This window comes from Advenella incenata (genome assembly GCF_004217095.1).
Classification (GTDB): Bacteria; Pseudomonadota; Gammaproteobacteria; order Burkholderiales; family Burkholderiaceae_B; genus Advenella; species Advenella incenata.
This window is the reverse complement of sequence record NZ_SHKO01000002.1, coordinates 181,964-201,358: the sequence shown is the minus strand read 5'-3', so window position 1 is coordinate 201,358 and position 19,395 is coordinate 181,964. Positions and strand designations below refer to the sequence as shown.

The window sequence follows — 19,395 nt, the reverse complement described above, 5'->3', positions numbered from 1 at the left end:
CCTGTAATACGGCCAGGATCAGGCCTGGCGCGCCTGTGCCAATGCGGTGGCGGCCAGCGCCGTGATTGCTTGCCAATCGCCAGCCAGCACCAGATCTGCGGGCGCCAGCCAGGAGCCACCTACGCAGGCGACGTTGGGCAGCGCCAGATAAGCAGCTGCATTTGCCGCATGAATCCCGCCGGTAGGACAAAAAACAATATCAGGCAAGGGGCTATACAGCGATTTGATCAACGGCACCCCGCCTACGGCTTCTGCCGGGAAAAGCTTTTGGGCGGTAAAGCCGGCATCAAAGGCGTTCATGGCCTCGGTGGGCGTGGCAACGCCTGGCAGGAAAGGCATGCGGTTGGCGGCCAGGGCCGGCAGCAGCGCTGCGGGCAGGCCAGGCGAGACCGCAAAGCGTGCACCTGCCTGCAGCGCCGCTTCCAGTTGGCCTGCATCCCGTACCGTGCCGACACCGATCAATGCTTGCGGAAATGCGTTAACCAGTTCGCGCACACCATCGAGTGCGGCGGGGGTGCGCAGCGTGATTTCAAATGTGTCAATGCCCCCGTCCAGCAACGCACGGGTAACTTGCAGGGCCTCGTCGACCGATTGAATGACCATGACCGGCATGACCGGGCCCCGCTTAAGAATGGCAAGTGTATCCACGACAGTATTTCCTTTGTAATTAATCTCACCCGGCGCAGGCTCGCTTCCAAGAGAAGGCGCGTCACGGAATTGGTTTTGAGCCAGGCACGGGCAGCAACTGCATAGCAACCACCCGCGCCATCAGTTCAACTGTGATTTACGCATCCCAGGAAACCAGTTTACCCGGATTGAAAATATTGTTGGGATCATAAGCATGCTTGATCAGCCGCATCAATTGCAGTGCGTCCTCACCATGCTCTTCTTTGAGGAACTCCATTTTATGAATGCCCACCCCGTGCTCGCCCGAGCAGGTACCGTCCATGCGAATGGCGCGCGATACCAGCCGGCGATTGATGCCTTCGGACATATCCCATTCTTCGCGGCTGTCAGGATCGATCAGCATTTGCACATGGAAGTTGCCATCACCCACGTGCCCAACGATGGTGTACGGAAAGGGCATGTCCTCGAGTTCCTGGGCTGTCTCGCTGACACACTCGGCCAGCCGCGAAATCGGCACGCAAACATCGGTCGCCACCGAACGCGAGCCAGGACGCAATTGCAGGCCGGAATAGTGTGAATTATGACGGGCCGTCCACAGACGTTTGCGATCTTCGGGCTTTTCTGCCCATTCAAAGTCCATGCCGCCGTTATCCTTGGCTATTTCCTGCACGATCTCGGCCTGCTCGCGCACGCCGGTTTCGCTGCCATGAAATTCAAACAGCAACAGCGGTGTTTCCTTGAGCGTGAGCTTGCTGTAGGCATTGACGGCCTTGACCGCCCGGGTGTCCATGAATTCGACCCGGGCAATGGCCACGCCCGACTGCATGATTTCAATCACCGACTGCACCGCAGACTCCAGCGTGGGGAAATTGCAGATGGCTGCGGTCACCGCCTCGGGTTGCGGATAGACGCGTACGGTCACCTCGACAATGATGCCCAGTGTGCCTTCGCTGCCAACAAACAGACGGGTCAGGTCGTAACCTGATGAAGATTTGCGGGCCCGACTGCTGGTGCGAATCACCTTGCCGGTCGCCGTCACCACTTTCATGGAGACCACATTCTCGCGCATGGTGCCGTAGCGCACGGCATTGGTGCCCGAGGCGCGCGTGCTGGTCATGCCCCCGATGGATGCATGGGCTCCAGGATCGATGGGAAAGAACAGACCCGTGTGCCGGATCTCGTCATTGAGCTGCGTGCGGATCACGCCCGGCTGCACAGTCACGGTGAAGTCTTCGGCATTGATGGCCAGCACCTTGTTCATCTCGTTAAAGTCCAGCGTGACGCCACCCTCGATGGGCAACACATGCCCTTCCAGCGATGAACCAATGCCGAAAGGAATGACCGGTACTTTGTACTGGTTGCAGATTTTGACAGCGTCGACCACTTCATCGGTGTCGCGCGGAAAGATGACTGCTTCGGGTGGACACACCGGATAGGGAGATTCGTCGGTACCGTGGTGCTCGCGCACGGCCATGGAGGTAATGAAACGCTCACCGAAGCGCTGGCGAAAAGCGGCAATGGCGGCTTCGGGAAGGGTACGAATGGCTTTCTTGTCCAGAACTGTCATAGTATGCTCGCTGCCCTGCTGTTGGCTATGTTGTATGACACAGGCAAGGCGTCAATAATGAATGAAAAAGTGACAGACATGATTCATGCCTGCCTGTAGCGGCGCTACCGCGCACTGCGCCCCGCGTTGGCACGAGACCTGGGCGCTGTGACATTGCTGCAGCCCGCTGCAATTGGGTTGCAATTTGTGTGCCATTTGCTCGCCATTTCGCTGCCAATATAGCAGACGAAACGGCAAACAAAATAGCCACGATAAATGACATTAATGATTATCGCGCGATTCGCCCCGTGTCTGGATAATATCCACATAGGCGGTAGCCGCTTCCAGACATGCACCATCGCCCTGCTGGCCCACCATACCACGGTAAATTTCTTCCCACGGCGTCATGTTCAACAGCTCCGGTTTGACCCATGCCGCACGCCGAGCCTGTAGTTCCTCTTCAGGCAGCAGGACATCTACGCGACAGGTGTTCAGATCAACCCGAACGATATCACCGGTGCGCAGCAAGGCAAGGCCCCCGCCGACCGCCGATTCGGGCGAGACGTTCAGAATGGATGGGCTGGCCGAGGTACCACTCTGACGGCCATCGCCCATGGTAGGCAGCGTATCGATTCCCTTGTTGAGCAGGTAAGCCGGCGGCTGCATATTGACCACTTCTGCGCCGCCAGGGTAGCCTACCGGGCCGCTGTTGCGAATAACAAGAATGGATTTGTCGTCAATCCCCAGTGCCGGATCTTCAATACGATCGTGATAGTCTTCCGGCCCTTCAAAAACCACCGCCTTTAGCTCCATCACATTGGGGCGCGCCGGGTCAGACAGGAAACGAGCCCTGAATTTATCATCGATCACGCTGGTCTTGATCACCGCGTTGTCAAACAGATTGCCGGTAAGGACAACGTAGCCTGCAGCTTCTCGCAACGGTGTGTCGTAGGCGCGAATGACTTCGCGATCCGGAGTTGGCACCGCTGCCAGATTGTCGGCCAGCGTTTTGCCGGTCACGGTCATGGCAGCACCATCAATTTTGCCTGCATCCAGCAGCTCTTTCATCACTGCCGGTACGCCCCCGGCACGGTGGAACGCTTCCCCAAGGAAACGCCCCGCAGGCTGACAGTCTACCAACAATGGAATGTCTGGCCCCAGACGCTGCCAGTCTGCCAATGTGTGATCGACGCCCATATGGCGGGCAATGGCCACCATATGAATCGGGCAGTTGGATGAGCCGCCCAGCGCAGCGGCTGCGACCACCGCGTTTTCAAAGGCGGCGCGGGTCATGATATCGGAGGGGCGCAGATTTTCCCGAACCATATCGACAATGCGACGCCCTGTTTCATAGGCCATCCAGCCCCGCTCGCGATGCGGCCCTGGAATGGCAGCGCAGCCCGGCAGAGACATGCCCAGAGCTTCAGCCAGGGAGTTCATCGACAGTGCGGTGCCCATGGTATTGCAGTGACCCACCGAGGGGGCGGACGAGGCCACATTGTTCATGAATTCGTCATAGCCGATCTCACCGGCAGACAGGCGCTTGCGCGCGTCCCAGACAACAGTGCCGGAGCCGGCCAGCTTGCCTTTCCACCAGCCATCGAGCATGGGTCCGCCCGACAGCACAATGGCAGGAATATTGACGGTGGCTGCCGCCATCAGGCATGCCGGCGTGGTTTTGTCGCAGCCTGTGGTCAGCACCACGCCATCCAGCGGATAGCCGTGCAGGATTTCAACCAGGCCCAGATAGGCCAGGTTGCGATCGAGGGCCGCGGTCGGGCGTTTGCCGGTTTCCTGAATGGGATGGACCGGGAACTCCAGCGGAATCCCGCCCATATCACGAATGCCATCACGCACCCGTGTAGCCAATTCTATGTGATGCCGGTTACATGGAGATAGATCGGAACCCGTTTGGGCAATGCCGATAATAGGCTTGCCCGACTGCAGTTCTTCCCTGGTGATACCGTAATTCATGTAGCGTTCGATATACAGGGCGGTCATGCCTGGATTGGCCGGATTATCAAACCACCGGCGGCTGCGCAAAGGCGTTTTTTCTGACGTAGACATAACGGGTTCCTTCTATTTCAATTGTAATAATACTTAAGCGCCGGAAGCCTTTTTGGCCGCTTCCAGTACACCTTCGACTGTTTCCTTGCCAATCTTGGCTTTCAGGCCTTCCACAATCGGTGCCACTTTTTCACGAATTTTCTCTTTTTCCTCGGTAGAAAATTCGGCCACCTTGACGTTGTGCTCTTTCAGGTACTTGAGTGCGTCCTCATTGCCCTGACGGCTGGCTTTGCGCTGAAATTCCTGGCTGTCTTTGGCCGCTTGCACAATGACGTCTTTTTCATCCTGGGACAGTTGATCAAACCATTTCTTGGATGCCAGGAATACAAACGGCGTATACACGTGGTTGGACAGCGTCAGGTAGGGCTGGACCTCATAGAATTTGCTGGTCTGGATCGTGGACAGCGGGTTCTCCTGGCCATCTACCGTTTTGGTTTCCAGCGCAGTAAACAGTTCCGTAAACGGCATAGGGATGGCATTGGCGCCCAGGCCCTTGAACACGCTCAAGGCCACCTGGTTCTGCATCACGCGCAGCTTGATGCCACCGATATCATCCAGCTTGGAGATCTCATGACGGGAGTTAGTGATATTGCGAAAGCCGTTTTCCCAGTAGTTCAGTCCGATCAACCCCTTGGCCGGCAGCTTGTCCAGCAGTTTCTTGCCTTCTGGGCCGTCCAGTACTGCGTCTGCTACTTTTTCATTGTCGAACAGAAACGGCAAGTCAAATACCCCGAACTCGGGAATCAAACTGGCAATCGGTGCGGTCGACACAAATGTGATTTCTCCGGAACCGCTGATCAGAGAATTGATCAATTGTTCATCAGGGCCCAGGGCGCCATTGCCGAAAGTCTTGACCTTCATTTTGCCATCGCTCAGCTTGCTGACCACTTCGGCAAAGTGCGCCGACGCCTTGCCGGTCGGACTGTCATCGGCCAGGCCATAGCCAAAGCGGATAATGCGTGGCTTGATGTCCTTGGCCCATACGGCCGCCGATCCCATGCCCAGCAGCGCTACTGCTGTCAAGCCCACAACGGTCTTTTTCAATGTCTTCATTTTCATCTCCAGGATATAGGTATAGTTGCAGATCAATAGAACCAGTTCATCGGTACCGTGACAATCTGCGGGAAAATCACAAGCAGCAGAATCAGCAGAGTGTAGGCGGCCACGTACGGCCATACACCCTTGATGATGTCTTCCATGCGAATGCGGGCGACGCCGCAGACCACATTCAGCACGGTTCCTACGGGTGGCGTCAACAGGCCGGCGCAACCGACCATGATGAAGATCACTCCGAAGTAAGTGGGATCAATCCCGGCTTCTTTGACCACCGGCATCAGCACCGGCGCCAGAATCAGGATCGTCGGCGTCAGATCCATGGCCGTTCCAACCAGCGTGAGCAGAATCACCAATACGATCATCAGCAAGGTGGGCGAGTCAACCAGCGGACCCAGCAGGGAAATCAGTTCCTTGGGCAGATCGGCCAGTGTGATCATATAGGATGTCACCAGGGCCGCCGCCACCAGGAACATCACCACGCTGGTGGTAGTAGCCGCGTTGACCAGCAGCTTCATCAAGTCGCGTGGCTTGATTTCGCGATATATCACCATACCCACGAACAGCGCGTAGACCGCCGCCACAGCGGCCGCCTCTGTTGGCGTAAAAATACCGAAGCGCAGACCGCCGATAATGATGACCGGCAGCACCAGCGCCCAGCCCGAATCACGCAGCGCCTTGGCCCTGACGGACCAGGGCTCTTTTGGAAAGGGCTTGAAGCTGGTGGAGCGGCGCGCTACGAACGTCCATACCAAAACCAGTGTCAGGCCCATCAGCAGCCCGGGCACAATGCCGGCCATGAACAGTTTAGTCACTGAAATATTGGTAGCCACGCCAAAAATAATGAACGAGATGGACGGTGGAATGATGGGTGCAATAATGCCGCCAGCAGCGATCAGGCCGCAGGACTGCTTCAGATCATAGCCACGATTGCGCAGCATGGGCACCAGCATGGCAGCCAGCGCGGCCGAATCGGCAACCGCCGAGCCAGAGAGCGCGGCCAGCAACACGCTTGCCATAATGGCAACATAGCCCAGCCCGCCATGCACGTGGCCCACCAAAGAACTGGCAAGGGCCACCATGCGGCGGGACATACCGCCGGCATTCATAGCTTCGCCGGCCAGCATGAAAAGCGGGACAGCCATCAGGGAGAAGTTGTCGGCACCGGCCAGCATGTTCTGGGCCAGAATCTGCACATCAAAGAAGTCCAGATAGAACATCAGGCCAATGGCAGAGAGCAACAGTGCAAAGGCGATTGGCATGCCAAATGCCATAAAGCCAAGCAGCACGGAAAGAAATATGGTTACGGTCATTCTGGTTTCCTGTTACTCGTGTTATTCCATGTCATCGACAGTGTCGACCGCGGTTCTGAAACGGTGCTGATAGCTGCGCTCTGCCGGCGTCATGATTGAAATGGCAATGTCGCCGATGGCCAGGACAAACATGGCCACCGCACTGAACCACACCATGCCGCTGAACAGGGCCTGCGACCAGCCGGTAACCGGCAAGGCCGTATTCATGCCAATCACCATCTGATCCCAGCCACCCTGCATCAGCAGCCAGAGGATCCACATGATGATGAGTTGACGCAGGATATGGATGATTTTCTGCAACATGACCGGCAGGCGGTCCAGCAGCATGTTCACGCCAAGATGTTGCTTGGTGCGAAACGCGATGACAGTGCCCAGAAAAATCAGCCACACGAAGGACATCCGGGCGACCTCCTCGGAAATGGTGATGCCCGAGTTAAAGCCGTACCTGAGTACGACGTTGCCGAACACCAGCAGCAGCATCACCAGTACGCAAAGCCCCAGTACATAGGTCAGTGTTTTTTCCACCGTTCGCGTAATCGCTGCCACCGATTGGAAAACAGGACTTTCCAATATCGTCATGAATATCTCCTTTTGCTAAGATGCCATGCGGCTTCTGGCTGCATGTATCATTTTTTTTGCATTGCATCCCATGTATGGCACACAATCGCGCGGGTTTGTGACGCTATGGTGTCGTCAATAGGTTGCCCGCCCGCCTGACAGATCGAATACGGCGCCTGTACTGAATGCACATTCTTCCGAGGCCAGCCAGCAGATCATAGAGGCGGCCTCGTCCACGGCAAGAAACCGCTTCATGGGAATCCGGGACAACATATAGTCAATATGTTCCTGCGACATCGAATCGAAAATTTCAGTCTTTGCCGCTGCCGGGGTAATGGCGTTGACCAGAATATTGCGCTCGGCCAGTTCCTTGCCCAGCGATTTGGTCAGCCCGATCAGCCCGGCCTTGGAGGCACTGTAATGCGATGCATTCGGATTGCCCTCTTTACCGGCAATCGAGGCGATATTGACGATGCGGCCATAGCCGTTTTTCAACATGGCAGGCACCAGCACGCGGCAGGTATAGTACGGGGCCATCAAATTGGTCTGCACCACCTGCTGCCATACGGCCGGATCCAGCTCCCAGGTCACGCCGTTGCCACCGGTAATGCCGGCGTTGTTCACCAGAATATCGACCTTGCCATGTTGCTGCAACGTCTCGGTCGCTGCGTTTTCCACCGCGGCCAGATCGGTCAGGTCCAGCGCATGCGCAGTCACCTTGCCCAGTGCGTCCAGTTGCTGGCGCGATTGCGCCAGCCGATCGGCATCAAGGTCCCATAGCGCGACCGACGCACCCGATTCGAGCATGCGTTTTGCGGCAGCCAGGCCAATACCGCGTGCACCGCCTGTAATGACGGCTACCCGGTTCTGTAAACTGTTCTGACTCATTGTCTATCCTTGTCGTAAATTAAAGTGTGGCCGGCATGCCGATGCCATAGGTTTGCGCCGATTCCTGCAGCAGCGGCGCAATGGATGGGTGCAAGAGCACGCCGTTTTTCTTCTGCTGCTCATACAATGCCAGGCCGCGATCCCCGGGCATGCGCACATTGTCAAAGCCTTCGCGAGGGGGATTGTTGCGGCAGGCGTCGGCAATCCAGTCCATCTGGCGCAGAAACGCGTCGCTACCACCGAAAGCGGCCGGATCATACAGACTGACGAAAACCGTCGCGCCCCAGCCCTGAACGTTGTCGGCTCGGCCATGGCCGGCCAGACCGCCGGTCAGCGCTTCAATCAGCAGCGCCAGCCCAAAGCCCTTGTGTCCCACCGACAGGCCGCCCAGCGGCAAGATGGTGCCTGGCGGCTCTTGCGACAGCACAGCGGGATCACGTGTCGGCTTGCCGGCGCTGTCGATCAGCCATTCTTCCTCGAATTGCTTACCTTCCTTGGCCAGGCGACCGCTCATACCATTCGTGGTAATCGATGCCGAAATATCAACCAGAAAGGGCGATGCCGACGGTATGCCAACGGCAATCGGATTGGGCGTGAACACGGCGCGGGTACCACCAAACGGTGCAACGCTCTGGCCCGAAGGATCGGAGCAGCTAAGCACAATCAGCATGTTTTCACGCACCGCCCGCAGCAGATAACTGGCCAGGCAGGCAATGTGATGGCTTTGGCGGATCACTGCCGTGGCGTTGCCGTATTGCCGCGCACGCGGCAGCAGCATGTCTATAGCCTGATTCACCAGCCACGGTCCCGGCAGGCGCCGCCCGTCCAGCAGCAGCGATGCCCCTTTGTCGGAGACAATATCGGCGCTGCCTTGCGTGCTCATCTTGCCCTGTTCGATCTGCTGCAGGTAGGGATTGAGCAGCGCCAGGCCGTGTGTGGTATGGCCCAGCAGATCCCCGTCGAGCAGCACATCCGATACATTGCGTGCAATGTCGTCCGAGGTGCCTGCGGCCACCAGCAGCGCACGCGCAAACTCGCGCAATGCCTCGGCGTCATATCGCTCGCCGGTCGGTTGCACAGCGAGGTTGGCAGTCTGGTTCATGTCGTGATTCCTGGTTTGGTCACCGGATCCCCGTTGCCGCCGGCTGGTGGCTTGGGTTTACCGAAGAACAGTTTGATAATGGGAATAGTCCAGATCAGGATGGCCACCACGCCCAGAATGGCGGCAATGGGCCGGCTGAAGAACATGGAGAAGTCGCCGTCAGCCTTGATCATGGATGAAATAAAGTTTTCTTCGAGCATGCCGCCCAGCACCACGCCCAGCACCGCCGGCGCGATGGGAAATTCATTTTCTTCCATGACATAGGCCAGCAGACCCATAAGCATCATGATGATCACGTCGAACGGGCTGTTGTTGATAGCGAACGTGCCAACAATACTGAACAGTAATATGATAGGCATCAGCAAGGAACGCGGCACCTGCAGCACGTTTCTGGCAATTTTTACCAACGCATAGCCCAGCGGCAGCATCAGGATATTGGCAATAATGAACACCAGGAAAATGGAGTACATTTCAACTGCATTATTGGTAAAAATCATGGGCCCCGGGGTGAGGTTTTTCATGTACAGCACACCTACCACGATTGCGGTAATAGAATCGCCCGGAATCCCGAAAACCAGCGCCGGAATCCAGGCGCCAGCCAACGCCGAATTATTCGATGCACCAGCCTCTACAATGCCTTCCACATGCCCTGTGCCAAATTTTTCCGGCTCTTTGGAAAACTTCTTGCTCATACCATAGGACATCCAGGCCGCAATATCGGCGCCGGCACCCGGCAATGCACCCACAATCGTACCCAGCACGCTTCCGCGCAAAATGGATATCGGGTATTTTTTGGTCAGCGTCCACATGCCGGTAAAAATATTGCCGATCTGCGCTTTGACTTCGCCCAGCTTGTCTTCGGAATTGACGGCATAACGCAGCACTTCGGCAATGGCGAACATGCCCACCATCATCGGCAGCAGTGTTACGCCATTCATCAGGTCTTCATTACCGAAGGTAAACCGCGGATAGGCGGCCGGGTTGTTCATACCCACGCAGGCCAGCAACAGGCCGATAAGCAGAGAGACGAAACCCTTGAGCTGGCTGGCTGGCGTAATCACAATGGAGCAGGACAGACCCAGCACAACCAGCCAGAAAAATTCATACGAAGAAAAATTCAATGCAAAGTTGGCCAGCATGGGAGCGCAGGTAATCAGCACAATTGTGCCAAACAGACCACCCACAAAAGAGAACACGATGCTGGCGCCCAGTGCCTGATCCGCCAGGCCCTTGCGAGTCATATTGTAGGCTTCGTCCGTGTAGGCCGCCGACGATGGCGTACCGGGAATCCGCAGCAGACATCCAGGCACATCGCCCGATGTAATGGCCATGGCGGTCGAAGTGACCATCATGGCAATGGCAGGGACGGCATCCATGAAAAAGGTCACCGGCACCAGCAGGGCAACGGCCATGGTGGCGCTCAGGCCCGGGATAGCACCTACGAAAAGGCCGAAAATGGCGGCGACCAGAATAACGCCCAGCACAAACGGATCGGTCACCTGACCCAGTGCAGCAGTAAAATTGCTCATGAACATAGGGTCACCACGCGAAGGTTTCGAGCAATCCCCAGGGCAGCGGGACTTGCAGAATATTGTAGAAGGAGAAGTGGATGACCAGCACGCTTATCACGGTCAGAATCAGGCCGCGCACGGGTTTGACGCCAAACACCAGGAACGTGATCATCAGAATAATGCCGGATGAAATAAAGAATCCCAGGAAGTCTGCAGTCAGAAAATAGAAAATGAGAACAGCCGGAATCATGCAAAAACGCAAGAGCGCAACGGTGTTCAGGCCGGGCCAGGCCAGCCACTGCTGGTTGTCCCTGCGTCGTCTGCTTTGCACGATGAGAAAGACGCCGCAAATAAGCAGGCCGACCGCAATGAGCCGGGGAAATAGCCCCGAGCCATATTCCTGGCCGGGTGTAGGGGGAAACGACAGCGCCATTACGAAAACAATAATGGCAAAAATGCCGATGATAATGCCGGAAAGGGTATCACTGATCTTCATGGGAATTGTCCACAGGGTCGGCAGTGCGGTCCGGTGCGCACAAGGCGCAAGGGGCCGACCACCCGGTTCATATCAGTTTATTTGGCCATCCCGATGGCTTTGAGCACCTCGCCGAAATCAGCGGTGGACTTGGCCATGTAATCGCCATATTCCTTGCCGCTGGCATAGGCAACACCAAAACCGCGCTTGGCCATGAAATCACGAAATTCCTTGCTCTCGTTGACTTTCTTGAGTGCGGCTTCCAGCTTGGCGGTCACATCATCTGGCAGCCCCTTGGGACCGGCAATGCCACGCCATACGCCCACGGTCCAGTCATTGCCGGTGGTTTCCTTCAACGTTGGCACATCCGGGTACATGGGTGAACGCTCTTTGGCCATGATGGCCAGCGGCTTGGCTTTTTCGGCGTCAATCATCGCGCGGGCTTCGGGCAAGGATGTCGGAACAATGTCAATCCCGCCGGCAACAAGTTCCAGCATGGCAGGCGCCGAGCCGTTGGAGGGAACAAAAGGAACCGAGTTGGCTGGCAGGCCGGCTTTATTGACCAGACCGGCAATAGCGATATGCCAGATGCCGCCCTGGCCGGTGCCAGAGGCTTTGAGCTTGCCGGGATTGGCCTTGATGGCCTCCATCAGCCCTTTCATGTCTTTATATTCGGATGTAGCACTGACGGTCACACCGGCCGGGTCCTCGTTCATCAGGGCCAGAGGCGTGTAGTCGGAAGTGGTAATGGTGGTCAGGCCCAGATGCTTCATGGTGGCAATTTCTACCGTGAGCATGCCCAGCGTGTATCCATCAGGCTTGCCTTTGGAGATGGCCATATGCCCCACCACGCCATTGCCGCCTGTGCGGTTGACCACATTGACCGGGTTGTCCAGTTCTTTTTCCAGCAGGGTCGCGATCATGCGGGCCGTGGCGTCTGTGCCGCCGCCTGCGCCCCACGGCACGATCATGGTGATGGGACGCTCGGGGTAAGCGGCGTGAGCCATGCCTGCGCCCACTGTCAACGTCAATCCCAGCAACCCTTTGAGCATATTGCGTTTGTTCATGTCTGTCTCCGTTTACAGGCAGCCCCGGCGCAGCCGGGCTCCTGAGATGTGGTGTCCGTACACACGGATTGCGCGACGGACGGTTCTATTTTTATACATCTACAACCACTGTCTGGCATCGCACCAACCTTGTTCCGGTGATCGCACGCCCGACTTCATCAACAACCTGAATAACACAAGCGGCATTCAGGGTTAAAGCAACGCGGCGCCTCCTTCGCGCCGCGCTTGTGCCAGCCTTAGGCCTGCACCACTTTCTGTGTCTGTTCACCCAGGCCTTCGATGCCCAGACGCATGGTCTGGCCGGCCTTCAGGTAAACAGGTTCAGGCTTGACACCCATGCCAACGCCGGGTGGCGTGCCTGTGGAAATCACATCGCCTGGCTGCAGACTCATGAAATTGCTCAGATACGAAATGATCGTGGCAACATCAAAAATCATTTTGGCAGTGGTGCCGTCCTGATAGCGTTTGCCATCTACTTCCAGCCACAGATTCAGTGCCTGCGGATCAGGCACCTCGTCTGCCGTCACCAGCCAGGGGCCAATAGGACCAAATGTGTCGCAGCCCTTGCCCTTGTCCCATGTGCCGCCACGCTCGGTCTGGTACTCGCGTTCCGACACGTCATTGATCACGCAATAGCCGGCCACATGCGAGAGTGCGTCTTCCTTGCTGATGTAACGTGCTTCCTTGCCGATCACCACGCCCAGCTCTACTTCCCAGTCGGTCTTCTTCGAACCGCGGGGAATGGCCACGTCGTCATTGGGTCCAACAATGGCGCTGGTCCACTTATTAAAGACCACAGGCTCCGAAGGCTCAGGCAGACCAGACTCAGCAGCATGATCCGAATAGTTCAGTCCGATACAAACGAATTTGCCGATGTTGCCAACGCAGGGGCCAACACGCGGATTGCCTTCGACAACAGGCAGGGTCGAGATATCCAGACCGCGCAGGCGCGCCAGGCCGCTTTCTGTGATGGTGCTGCCGTCGACATCGCTGATGACGCCGGACAGATCACGGATACGGCCGTCGCTATCGACGATGCCCGGTTTTTCCTGCTTGCTTTCCCCATAACGAATGAGTTTCATACTGACTCCTGTTGGTTTGTATGTGCCGGTGTCGTTGCGCCGGCTTGCTGATAGTCGTTGTAGTGCTTCTGCACATGATCCAGGTGCCGGTACATGGCTTCGGAAGCCTTGGCCGGATTGCGTTCGGCCAGCGCCCGCACAATATGTTCGTGGTCATCAAAGGTCGATTGCAGGATCGACGGAATGACGGTTGTGATCGTACGGCTCTTGCGGCTGAGCAAACTGATGCTTTGCGCCACCCGTTGCAGGTAAACATTGCCACAGGCGTTGATGATGGTCTGATGCAGTTCGATATCCAGATGGCGAATGGCTGCGTGGTCATTGCGGGCCAGCGCGGCGCGCGCTTCCTCTACATTGACTCGCAGACGGTCGATTTCGGCTTCAGTCAGCCGCTCGCAAGCCAGACGTGTAATACCACCTTCGATAATCTTGCGCGCATCGAACAGTTCGTTGATCTGGTCAAAATGCAGGTCAATCAGCAGGCTGAGCGGCTCGATCAGGTCTTCCACATTCAGTGAGCTGATGAAATTGCCTTCACCCTGCTGGATCTTGACCAGCCCCAGCAGCGACAGGCCCCGGATAGCTTCCCGGACGGCGGGCCTGCCCACATCGAACAATACCGCCAGCTCCCGCTCTGGCGGCAGTTGCTGGCCAGCCACCAGTTGCCCCTTGCGGATCATATCGATCAACCGCTGGGCAACCAGTTCCGACACGGAGCGGGATTTGATGGCTTCGAACTTCACTTGTCTCTTTTCGCTTTTTCTGTTTTTGGCTGGGCCGTTTATCTGAAATAACCCGGTAAACCGTGGATTTCAAATTAGCGTTCAATGGTAAGACCACTGAATGACATGCCGCAACTGTAGAAAACCCTAGGTAGGACAAAAAAGCCCTGATTTTCAGGACGGCCAGTGATTTGCGAAGTCGAAAGACAGTTGGCGTTGATGCCGGATGGAGAGCAAGTAGACGGTCGTATTGATTGTTGCATACAGTAGCAAATAGTTCGACATCACATATTCGCGCAACTGATCGCCTGAATTGGCAATGACGTCAAATTGTGCGCCCAGACGTTCAATACCATTAGCAACTTCGACCGAGCGTGCGGGTCGGGCCGAGAACACACGGCCCATATGCGGAAAACGCGCAAGATTCGGAATGATGGTGTCTGTCAGTTCATCCAAAAGCGCGTCAAACGTCTGAGGCGCTTCGGTCTCCCACAGGAACCCTTCAATTTGTTCGAGGTTGCGTTCAAAGTGGGCTGTCAGCCTGACGGTATAGCGAGCTGTTTCTGCCATATGCACCGTCAGCCTGCTGCTGCGGCGCGACGGCGTTTGATTGCCGCCAGGGTAGACTGAGCATCTTTCACTTTCCCAGTGGCGACATCGACCAGCCCCTTGCTGGCATCATCAATGAGCAGCAAGTGGATGCGCTCGCGTTCCAGTTGATGATAGTAATCCAGTCGCTGGGCATCAATGATAGCCACATAGCTTTCGCCATTTTTGGTGATGATTTTCTCAGCGCCCCCTTTGACCTGATCGGCCAGTTCGGACAAATTTGCCCGGGCCTGGGATAGCGAAATAACATCACCGGAGGTGATTCCCATGGTATTGCTCCCATTCATACAACTATTTGTACATAATAATGTACATTATATCAGTGCAAAAAAAGAAGCGGAATCAGGAGATTCCGTAATGTGTAGAATGCCTTAACCCCCATCCAGCTGCGCCAGCCTGGCACGGTCGGGGTAGCCTTCGGTATCGCCTGCGACCTGTACGGCACAGGCCCCGATGATGGTAGCGCGGCGTACGCTGGCCTGCCAGTCCAGCCCTTCGAGCCGGCCGCTGATCAGCCCGGCGGCAAACCCGTCCCCGGCGCCGACGGTATCCACGACTTTTTCCACGGGATAGCCTGGCACCCGGAACTGCAGGTCTCCGGCCTGTCCAAACGCGCCGCGGGCGCCCAGCTTGACGATAACGGCCTGTGCGCCCAGGCCCTGATAAAACGCCGCGATCCCCTCTTCACTGTCGGCGCCGGTGAGGATACGACCCTCTTCCAGGCCGGGCAGGACCCAGTCGGCCAGACCGGCCAGCTCATTCAGGCGCGAGCGCATCAGTTCGGCGGACCCCCACAGAGCCGGGCGCAGATTGGGATCAAAGGAAACCGTTCCCCCCGCGCGGCGCATATGCTGCATGGCGGCGATGGTCAGTGCATAGGTGCCGGCATTGAGGGCCGGGAAAATGCCGGTGACATGCAAATGGCGGGCCTGGCCCAGCCAGTCCGGATCCAGATCATCTGCCGTCATGGCGCTGGCGGCCGAACCCGAGCGATAATATTCAATTGGCGGGTCGCCCTCGATCACTTTGCCTTTGAGCATAAAGCCGGTGCGTTCACGCGGCATCATCAGCACCCGCGAGCAATCGATCGCTTCCCGCTGCATGATATTTTTCAGATACATGCCCATGGTATCGTCACCCAGCCGGCTGGCCCAGGCGACTTTTGCGCCCAGGCGGGCCAGCGCAATGCCCACATTGGTTTCGGCGCCCGCCGTCATTTTGTGAAAGGTATGCACCTGTTCCAGCGGACCCGGTTCTGCGGCCACCAGCAGTACCATCATTTCCCCAAACAGCGCCACATCAAATGTCGCCATGTCTCTATTCTCCCGTCATTGTCTGTGTTTTCTGATTCTGTACCGGCCCGGACAGCACTCGCTGCCGGACAATATCAAAACGCTTGTTATTCCCGGGCGCCCGCCACGGTCCCGGTTTGATGTACCTGCGGATTCTTTCGGTATCTCGTCGCCAACGTTGCCAACATTGCTAACGGCCAACGATCGCAACGTGCATACCTTTGCAATGACTGCGCTAAGCCCAACAGCGATGGTTGGACGACCCCTGGTTCTGATACAAAAGGCCGTCACCGCGCTCACAACCTTGGGCGCAGGCAACATTCAATGCGCCTGCACTCGTGCAGCCTGCCATGCTTGTACAAAGCGCTGTGCACGTTCACGCGTCACCGCCACCTGCTGTCCAGGCCGATACAGATCGGACCCCAGTCCGGCACCAGCGCAACCGGCGTCCAGATAGCTGGCCAGGTTCCCGGGATTGATGCCACCAACCGCGTACAGCGGCACGTGTGCCGGCAAAACAGCCTTGAGCGCCTTGACGTAATCCGGTCCGAATACGCTGGACGGAAACAGCTTGAGCGCCTGAGCGCCTGCCTGCAAGGCGGCAAAAGCCTCGCTGGCGGTGGCAAACCCGGCGCAGACTTGAAAACCGTAGGTGCTGACTGCCTCGGTGATTAGCGTCGGATTGGTATTGGGCGTTACCATCAGCCTGCCGCCGGCCGCGGACAGCTGCGCCAGATGTTCCGATGTCAGGACCGTTCCGGCCCCGGTCATCAGGCTCGCGCCAAAGGTTTGGCTCACCCGCTGCACACTCACCTGCCAGTCTGGCGAATTGGTAGGGATTTCAATGGCGTCAAACCCGGCCTCATGCAGCGCCTGCACGTGATCGAGCACTTCATCGGGACCGATGCCGCGCAAAATGGCGATCAGCGGCAACTCAGGTGTCCAGGGAGTCATGTATTTTCCTTATTCCGTTCAAAATGGCCGTATCGGCATCCTGGGTAGTAAACGCAATACCGGCCAGATGCAGGGCGCGATCATAACGTGTGAAAAGCGAGCCGCTACCCACCAGGGTGACCGGCGTATCGGTCGATAGCTCGAAACGCTGGCGCATATCGCGCACTTCGGAGCCGATCAGCAGCCCCGAGAGGTAGTCATCAACCTGCTGGGCAGGCAGATGACCCAAAATATACCGCGCCCGGACGCTGAACAGTTCGGTCATGGTATCGCTGGCAGCCAACCCGGCCGTGACGCCGTGATCAAAGGATTCGGGGTGTGGCGTCGCCGCCGGCAGACCACGACCTAGCAGGGAATGGTGCCGCAGTACATCGAACAGCTCCCCGGTCATAACCGTCGTGAAGCTATCGATGACATCGTGGCGAACGCGCGCCCATTTGCTGTGGGTGCCTGGCAGTATGAACAGGGCCGATGCCGTGTCTTGCAGCGCGCCCAGCAACTGGGTTTCCTCGCCACGCATCACGTCGGCGCCATCCGGGCCGGGCACGCATACGCCGGGAATAATGCCGGCCTGGGCCGGCCAGCCAGGATCCACCGCAGTCAGGCTTGTGCCCAGGGTATTGAGCGATACCGGGCAGGGCAGATAGTTTGCCTGTTGCCAACCCACGTTGCTGCCCGCCATGCCGGCAATGTAGACGCGCGAAACGTCGGCTTGCGCAATCTGCATTTGCTGCAGCAGGCCCTGTAGCACAGCGGGGAACGACTGGTTCTGCATCCGCGTAATCCCGAAAGGCGATGCCGCATTTTTCACGGCAATGCCGTCCTCAACCAGCCACAAACGCAGATTGGTGGAACCCCAGTCTGCTGCGAGATAACGCGAAACCATTTGTCTTCTTCTCCTTTTATTGCGCCCACGCATGTGCGGTTCTGTCGGGTGCCTGCAGCACTTTCGGCGCATGACACCATGTGAGTGGCGGCGATCAGCTTATCACAAATGAACAGAAAACCAGATTACTGCATACCTTTGTTTCGTTGCTGCGTCACTTGCACTTGCTCGCCTGGCACGGCGCGTGCGATCACATTCGTCATTGTCCCGCTGGCGCCGACCAACTGACGATTTTGCCCGGATTGAAGATATTGTTGGGGTCATAAGCATGCTTGATGTTGCGCATCAATTGCAGCGCGACTTCGCCATGTTCTGCTTTCAGAAAACCCATCTTGTGAATGCCCACGCCGTGCTCACCGGTGCAGGTGCCATCCATCTGTATGGCACGCAGCACCAGGCGATTGTTGATGTCTTCTGCCTGATGCCATTCCTGTTCATCATCTGCATCAATCATCATGACCACATGGAAATTGCCATCACCGACATGGCCGACAATAGACCACGGAAAGGCCAGCTTTTGCAGATCAGCGGCGGTGTCGGTAACGCAATCGGCCAGGCGGGATATAGGTACGCACACATCAGTGGTAATGGCGCGTCCACCAGGCCGTTGCTGCAGGCAGGCAAAATAGTAATTGTGGCGGGCAGTCCACAGCACAGTGCGCTCCTCGGGTTTTTCAGCCCACTGGAACGCCGTGCCACCCTGCCCGGCGGTCAGTTCCTGCACGATCACGGCCTGTTCGGCAATGCCTGCGGGCGATCCGTGAAACTCGAACAGCAGCAGCGGCTGTTCCGCCAGTGTGGTTTTACTGTAGGCGTTGACAGCGCGCACGGCACGCTCATCCATGAACTCGACGCGGGCAATGGGCACACCGCTTTGCATAATCTCGGTCACGGCCTGTACCGCATGGCGCAGGGTCGGGAACGAGCACACCGCGGCAGTCACCGCCTCTGGTAGCGGATACACACGCAAGGTAATTTCCACAATCACGCCCAGCGTACCTTCACTGCCCACATATAAATGCGTCAGATCATAGCCCGCCGACGATTTGCGGGCGCGACTGCTGGTACGAATAACCTCGCCGGTTGCCGTGACCACTTTGAGCGACAGTACATTGTCGCGCATGGTGCCGTAGCGGACCGCGTTGGTTCCGGAAGCGCGGGTCGCTGTCATGCCGCCGATAGATGCATGCGCACCCGGGTCGATGGGAAAGAACAGGCCGGTATGGCGAATCTCTTCATTTAACTGTGTGCGAATCACCCCCGGCTGCACCGTTACGGTGAAATCTTCCGGCTGGATGGCCAGCACCTGATTCATGTCGCGAAAATCGATCGTGATACCGCCTTCAATGGGCAGCACATGGCCCTCGATGGATGAACCAATGCCAAATGGCACAAGCGGCACATTGTATTGGGTGCATAGTTTGACTGCAGCGACCACATCGTCGGTGTCCCTGGCAAACAATACACCATCGGGCTGCACGGGCGGGTACGCCGATTCATCACGCGCGTGATGATCGCGAACGGCTGCGCCGGTGGAGAAGCGCTCGCCGAAATGGGCAACAAAAGCGGCGCGCGCTGCCTCACAAAGATGCCGGGGCGCGACGCTAGAAACGGGGGTGGCTGGGCTATATGCCATGACGTGT

19 protein-coding genes are annotated in these 19,395 nt (G+C 57.3%); all 19 read right to left on the bottom strand.

Annotated features, from left to right (window positions below):
• Positions 1-18: 18 nt before the first annotated feature.
• The 19 genes from EV681_RS12170 to EV681_RS12080 all read right to left on the bottom strand — a co-directional run bounded on the left by EV681_RS12170 (position 19) and on the right by EV681_RS12080 (position 19,388).
• On the bottom strand, positions 19-648 hold the full coding sequence (locus EV681_RS12170) for a bifunctional 4-hydroxy-2-oxoglutarate aldolase/2-dehydro-3-deoxy-phosphogluconate aldolase (protein ID WP_130304151.1): 630 nt from the start codon (positions 646-648) through the stop codon (positions 19-21).
• Positions 649-784: 136 nt separating this feature from the next.
• A complete protein-coding gene (locus tag EV681_RS12165; protein ID WP_128393217.1) occupies positions 785-2,194 on the bottom strand; it encodes an FAD-binding oxidoreductase in 1,410 nt (469 codons plus the stop codon).
• 261 nt (positions 2,195-2,455) lie between these two features.
• On the bottom strand, positions 2,456-4,240 hold the full coding sequence (locus EV681_RS12160) for an IlvD/Edd family dehydratase (RefSeq protein ID WP_128393218.1): 1,785 nt from the start codon (positions 4,238-4,240) through the stop codon (positions 2,456-2,458).
• A 33-nt stretch (positions 4,241-4,273) separates the two neighbouring features.
• Positions 4,274-5,293 carry a TRAP transporter substrate-binding protein gene (locus EV681_RS12155; RefSeq protein ID WP_423191204.1) on the bottom strand — a complete coding sequence of 340 codons (1,020 nt, stop codon included), beginning with the start codon at positions 5,291-5,293 and terminating at the stop codon, positions 4,274-4,276.
• 32 nt (positions 5,294-5,325) lie between these two features.
• A complete protein-coding gene (locus tag EV681_RS12150) occupies positions 5,326-6,606 on the bottom strand; it encodes a TRAP transporter large permease subunit (RefSeq protein WP_128393220.1) in 1,281 nt (426 codons plus the stop codon).
• 21 nt (positions 6,607-6,627) lie between these two features.
• A complete protein-coding gene (locus EV681_RS12145) occupies positions 6,628-7,185 on the bottom strand; it encodes a TRAP transporter small permease (RefSeq protein WP_130304150.1) in 558 nt (185 codons plus the stop codon).
• A gap of 114 nt (positions 7,186-7,299) precedes the next feature.
• On the bottom strand, positions 7,300-8,052 hold the full coding sequence (locus EV681_RS12140; protein WP_128393222.1) for an SDR family NAD(P)-dependent oxidoreductase: 753 nt from the start codon (positions 8,050-8,052) through the stop codon (positions 7,300-7,302).
• A 19-nt stretch (positions 8,053-8,071) separates the two neighbouring features.
• The gene (locus EV681_RS12135; RefSeq protein WP_130304149.1) at positions 8,072-9,154 is read right to left on the bottom strand and encodes an Ldh family oxidoreductase; all 1,083 of its coding nucleotides are present in this window, start codon (positions 9,152-9,154) and stop codon (positions 8,072-8,074) included.
• Complete coding sequence (locus EV681_RS12130; protein ID WP_128393224.1) at positions 9,151-10,683, bottom strand: tripartite tricarboxylate transporter permease; 1,533 nt, start codon at positions 10,681-10,683, stop codon at positions 9,151-9,153. The genes EV681_RS12135 and EV681_RS12130 overlap by 4 nt, the downstream gene beginning before the upstream one ends.
• A gap of 10 nt (positions 10,684-10,693) precedes the next feature.
• Entirely contained in the window at positions 10,694-11,161 is a 468-nt protein-coding gene (locus tag EV681_RS12125; RefSeq protein WP_130304148.1) for a tripartite tricarboxylate transporter TctB family protein, read from the bottom strand.
• Positions 11,162-11,238: 77 nt separating this feature from the next.
• Complete coding sequence (locus EV681_RS12120; protein ID WP_128393226.1) at positions 11,239-12,207, bottom strand: tripartite tricarboxylate transporter substrate binding protein; 969 nt, start codon at positions 12,205-12,207, stop codon at positions 11,239-11,241.
• 236 nt (positions 12,208-12,443) lie between these two features.
• Positions 12,444-13,289 carry a fumarylacetoacetate hydrolase family protein gene (locus EV681_RS12115; RefSeq protein ID WP_128393227.1) on the bottom strand — a complete coding sequence of 282 codons (846 nt, stop codon included), beginning with the start codon at positions 13,287-13,289 and terminating at the stop codon, positions 12,444-12,446.
• A complete protein-coding gene (locus tag EV681_RS12110) occupies positions 13,286-14,032 on the bottom strand; it encodes a FadR/GntR family transcriptional regulator (RefSeq protein WP_128393228.1) in 747 nt (248 codons plus the stop codon). Before EV681_RS12110 ends, EV681_RS12115 begins: the two co-directional genes overlap by 4 nt.
• Positions 14,033-14,185: 153 nt before the next feature.
• Positions 14,186-14,581: a type II toxin-antitoxin system RelE/ParE family toxin gene (locus EV681_RS12105; RefSeq protein ID WP_128393229.1), complete on the bottom strand. Its 396-nt coding sequence runs from the start codon at positions 14,579-14,581 to the stop codon at positions 14,186-14,188.
• Between the two features lie 8 nt (positions 14,582-14,589).
• Positions 14,590-14,889 carry a type II toxin-antitoxin system Phd/YefM family antitoxin gene (locus tag EV681_RS12100; protein ID WP_128393230.1) on the bottom strand — a complete coding sequence of 100 codons (300 nt, stop codon included), beginning with the start codon at positions 14,887-14,889 and terminating at the stop codon, positions 14,590-14,592.
• 102 nt (positions 14,890-14,991) lie between these two features.
• Complete coding sequence (locus tag EV681_RS12095) at positions 14,992-15,933, bottom strand: sugar kinase (RefSeq protein ID WP_130304147.1); 942 nt, start codon at positions 15,931-15,933, stop codon at positions 14,992-14,994.
• 300 nt (positions 15,934-16,233) lie between these two features.
• Complete coding sequence (locus EV681_RS12090; protein WP_130304146.1) at positions 16,234-16,866, bottom strand: 2-dehydro-3-deoxy-6-phosphogalactonate aldolase; 633 nt, start codon at positions 16,864-16,866, stop codon at positions 16,234-16,236.
• Positions 16,847-17,752: a 2-dehydro-3-deoxygalactonokinase gene (locus tag EV681_RS12085; RefSeq protein WP_165393042.1), complete on the bottom strand. Its 906-nt coding sequence runs from the start codon at positions 17,750-17,752 to the stop codon at positions 16,847-16,849. Before EV681_RS12085 ends, EV681_RS12090 begins: the two co-directional genes overlap by 20 nt.
• Positions 17,753-17,951: 199 nt before the next feature.
• Positions 17,952-19,388, bottom strand: coding sequence for an FAD-binding oxidoreductase (locus tag EV681_RS12080; RefSeq protein ID WP_130304144.1), 1,437 nt, complete (start codon positions 19,386-19,388; stop codon positions 17,952-17,954).
• Positions 19,389-19,395: the final 7 nt, after the last annotated feature.

Coding starts and splice junctions, on each gene's coding strand:
- EV681_RS12145 (WP_130304150.1), bottom strand. CDS start 7,185: ATGACGATATTGGAAAGTCCTGTTTTCCAATCGGTGGCAGCGATTACG.
- EV681_RS12080 (WP_130304144.1), bottom strand. CDS start 19,388: ATGGCATATAGCCCAGCCACCCCCGTTTCTAGCGTCGCGCCCCGGCAT.
- EV681_RS12115 (WP_128393227.1), bottom strand. CDS start 13,289: ATGAAACTCATTCGTTATGGGGAAAGCAAGCAGGAAAAACCGGGCATC.
- EV681_RS12150 (WP_128393220.1), bottom strand. CDS start 6,606: ATGACCGTAACCATATTTCTTTCCGTGCTGCTTGGCTTTATGGCATTT.
- EV681_RS12130 (WP_128393224.1), bottom strand. CDS start 10,683: ATGAGCAATTTTACTGCTGCACTGGGTCAGGTGACCGATCCGTTTGTG.
- EV681_RS12140 (WP_128393222.1), bottom strand. CDS start 8,052: ATGAGTCAGAACAGTTTACAGAACCGGGTAGCCGTCATTACAGGCGGT.
- EV681_RS12135 (WP_130304149.1), bottom strand. CDS start 9,154: ATGAACCAGACTGCCAACCTCGCTGTGCAACCGACCGGCGAGCGATAT.
- EV681_RS12165 (WP_128393217.1), bottom strand. CDS start 2,194: ATGACAGTTCTGGACAAGAAAGCCATTCGTACCCTTCCCGAAGCCGCC.
- EV681_RS12100 (WP_128393230.1), bottom strand. CDS start 14,889: ATGGGAATCACCTCCGGTGATGTTATTTCGCTATCCCAGGCCCGGGCA.
- EV681_RS12125 (WP_130304148.1), bottom strand. CDS start 11,161: ATGAAGATCAGTGATACCCTTTCCGGCATTATCATCGGCATTTTTGCC.
- EV681_RS12105 (WP_128393229.1), bottom strand. CDS start 14,581: ATGGCAGAAACAGCTCGCTATACCGTCAGGCTGACAGCCCACTTTGAA.
- EV681_RS12120 (WP_128393226.1), bottom strand. CDS start 12,207: ATGAACAAACGCAATATGCTCAAAGGGTTGCTGGGATTGACGTTGACA.
- EV681_RS12085 (WP_165393042.1), bottom strand. CDS start 17,752: ATGGTTTCGCGTTATCTCGCAGCAGACTGGGGTTCCACCAATCTGCGT.
- EV681_RS12095 (WP_130304147.1), bottom strand. CDS start 15,933: ATGGCGACATTTGATGTGGCGCTGTTTGGGGAAATGATGGTACTGCTG.
- EV681_RS12155 (WP_423191204.1), bottom strand. CDS start 5,293: ATGAAGACATTGAAAAAGACCGTTGTGGGCTTGACAGCAGTAGCGCTG.
- EV681_RS12160 (WP_128393218.1), bottom strand. CDS start 4,240: ATGTCTACGTCAGAAAAAACGCCTTTGCGCAGCCGCCGGTGGTTTGAT.
- EV681_RS12090 (WP_130304146.1), bottom strand. CDS start 16,866: ATGACTCCCTGGACACCTGAGTTGCCGCTGATCGCCATTTTGCGCGGC.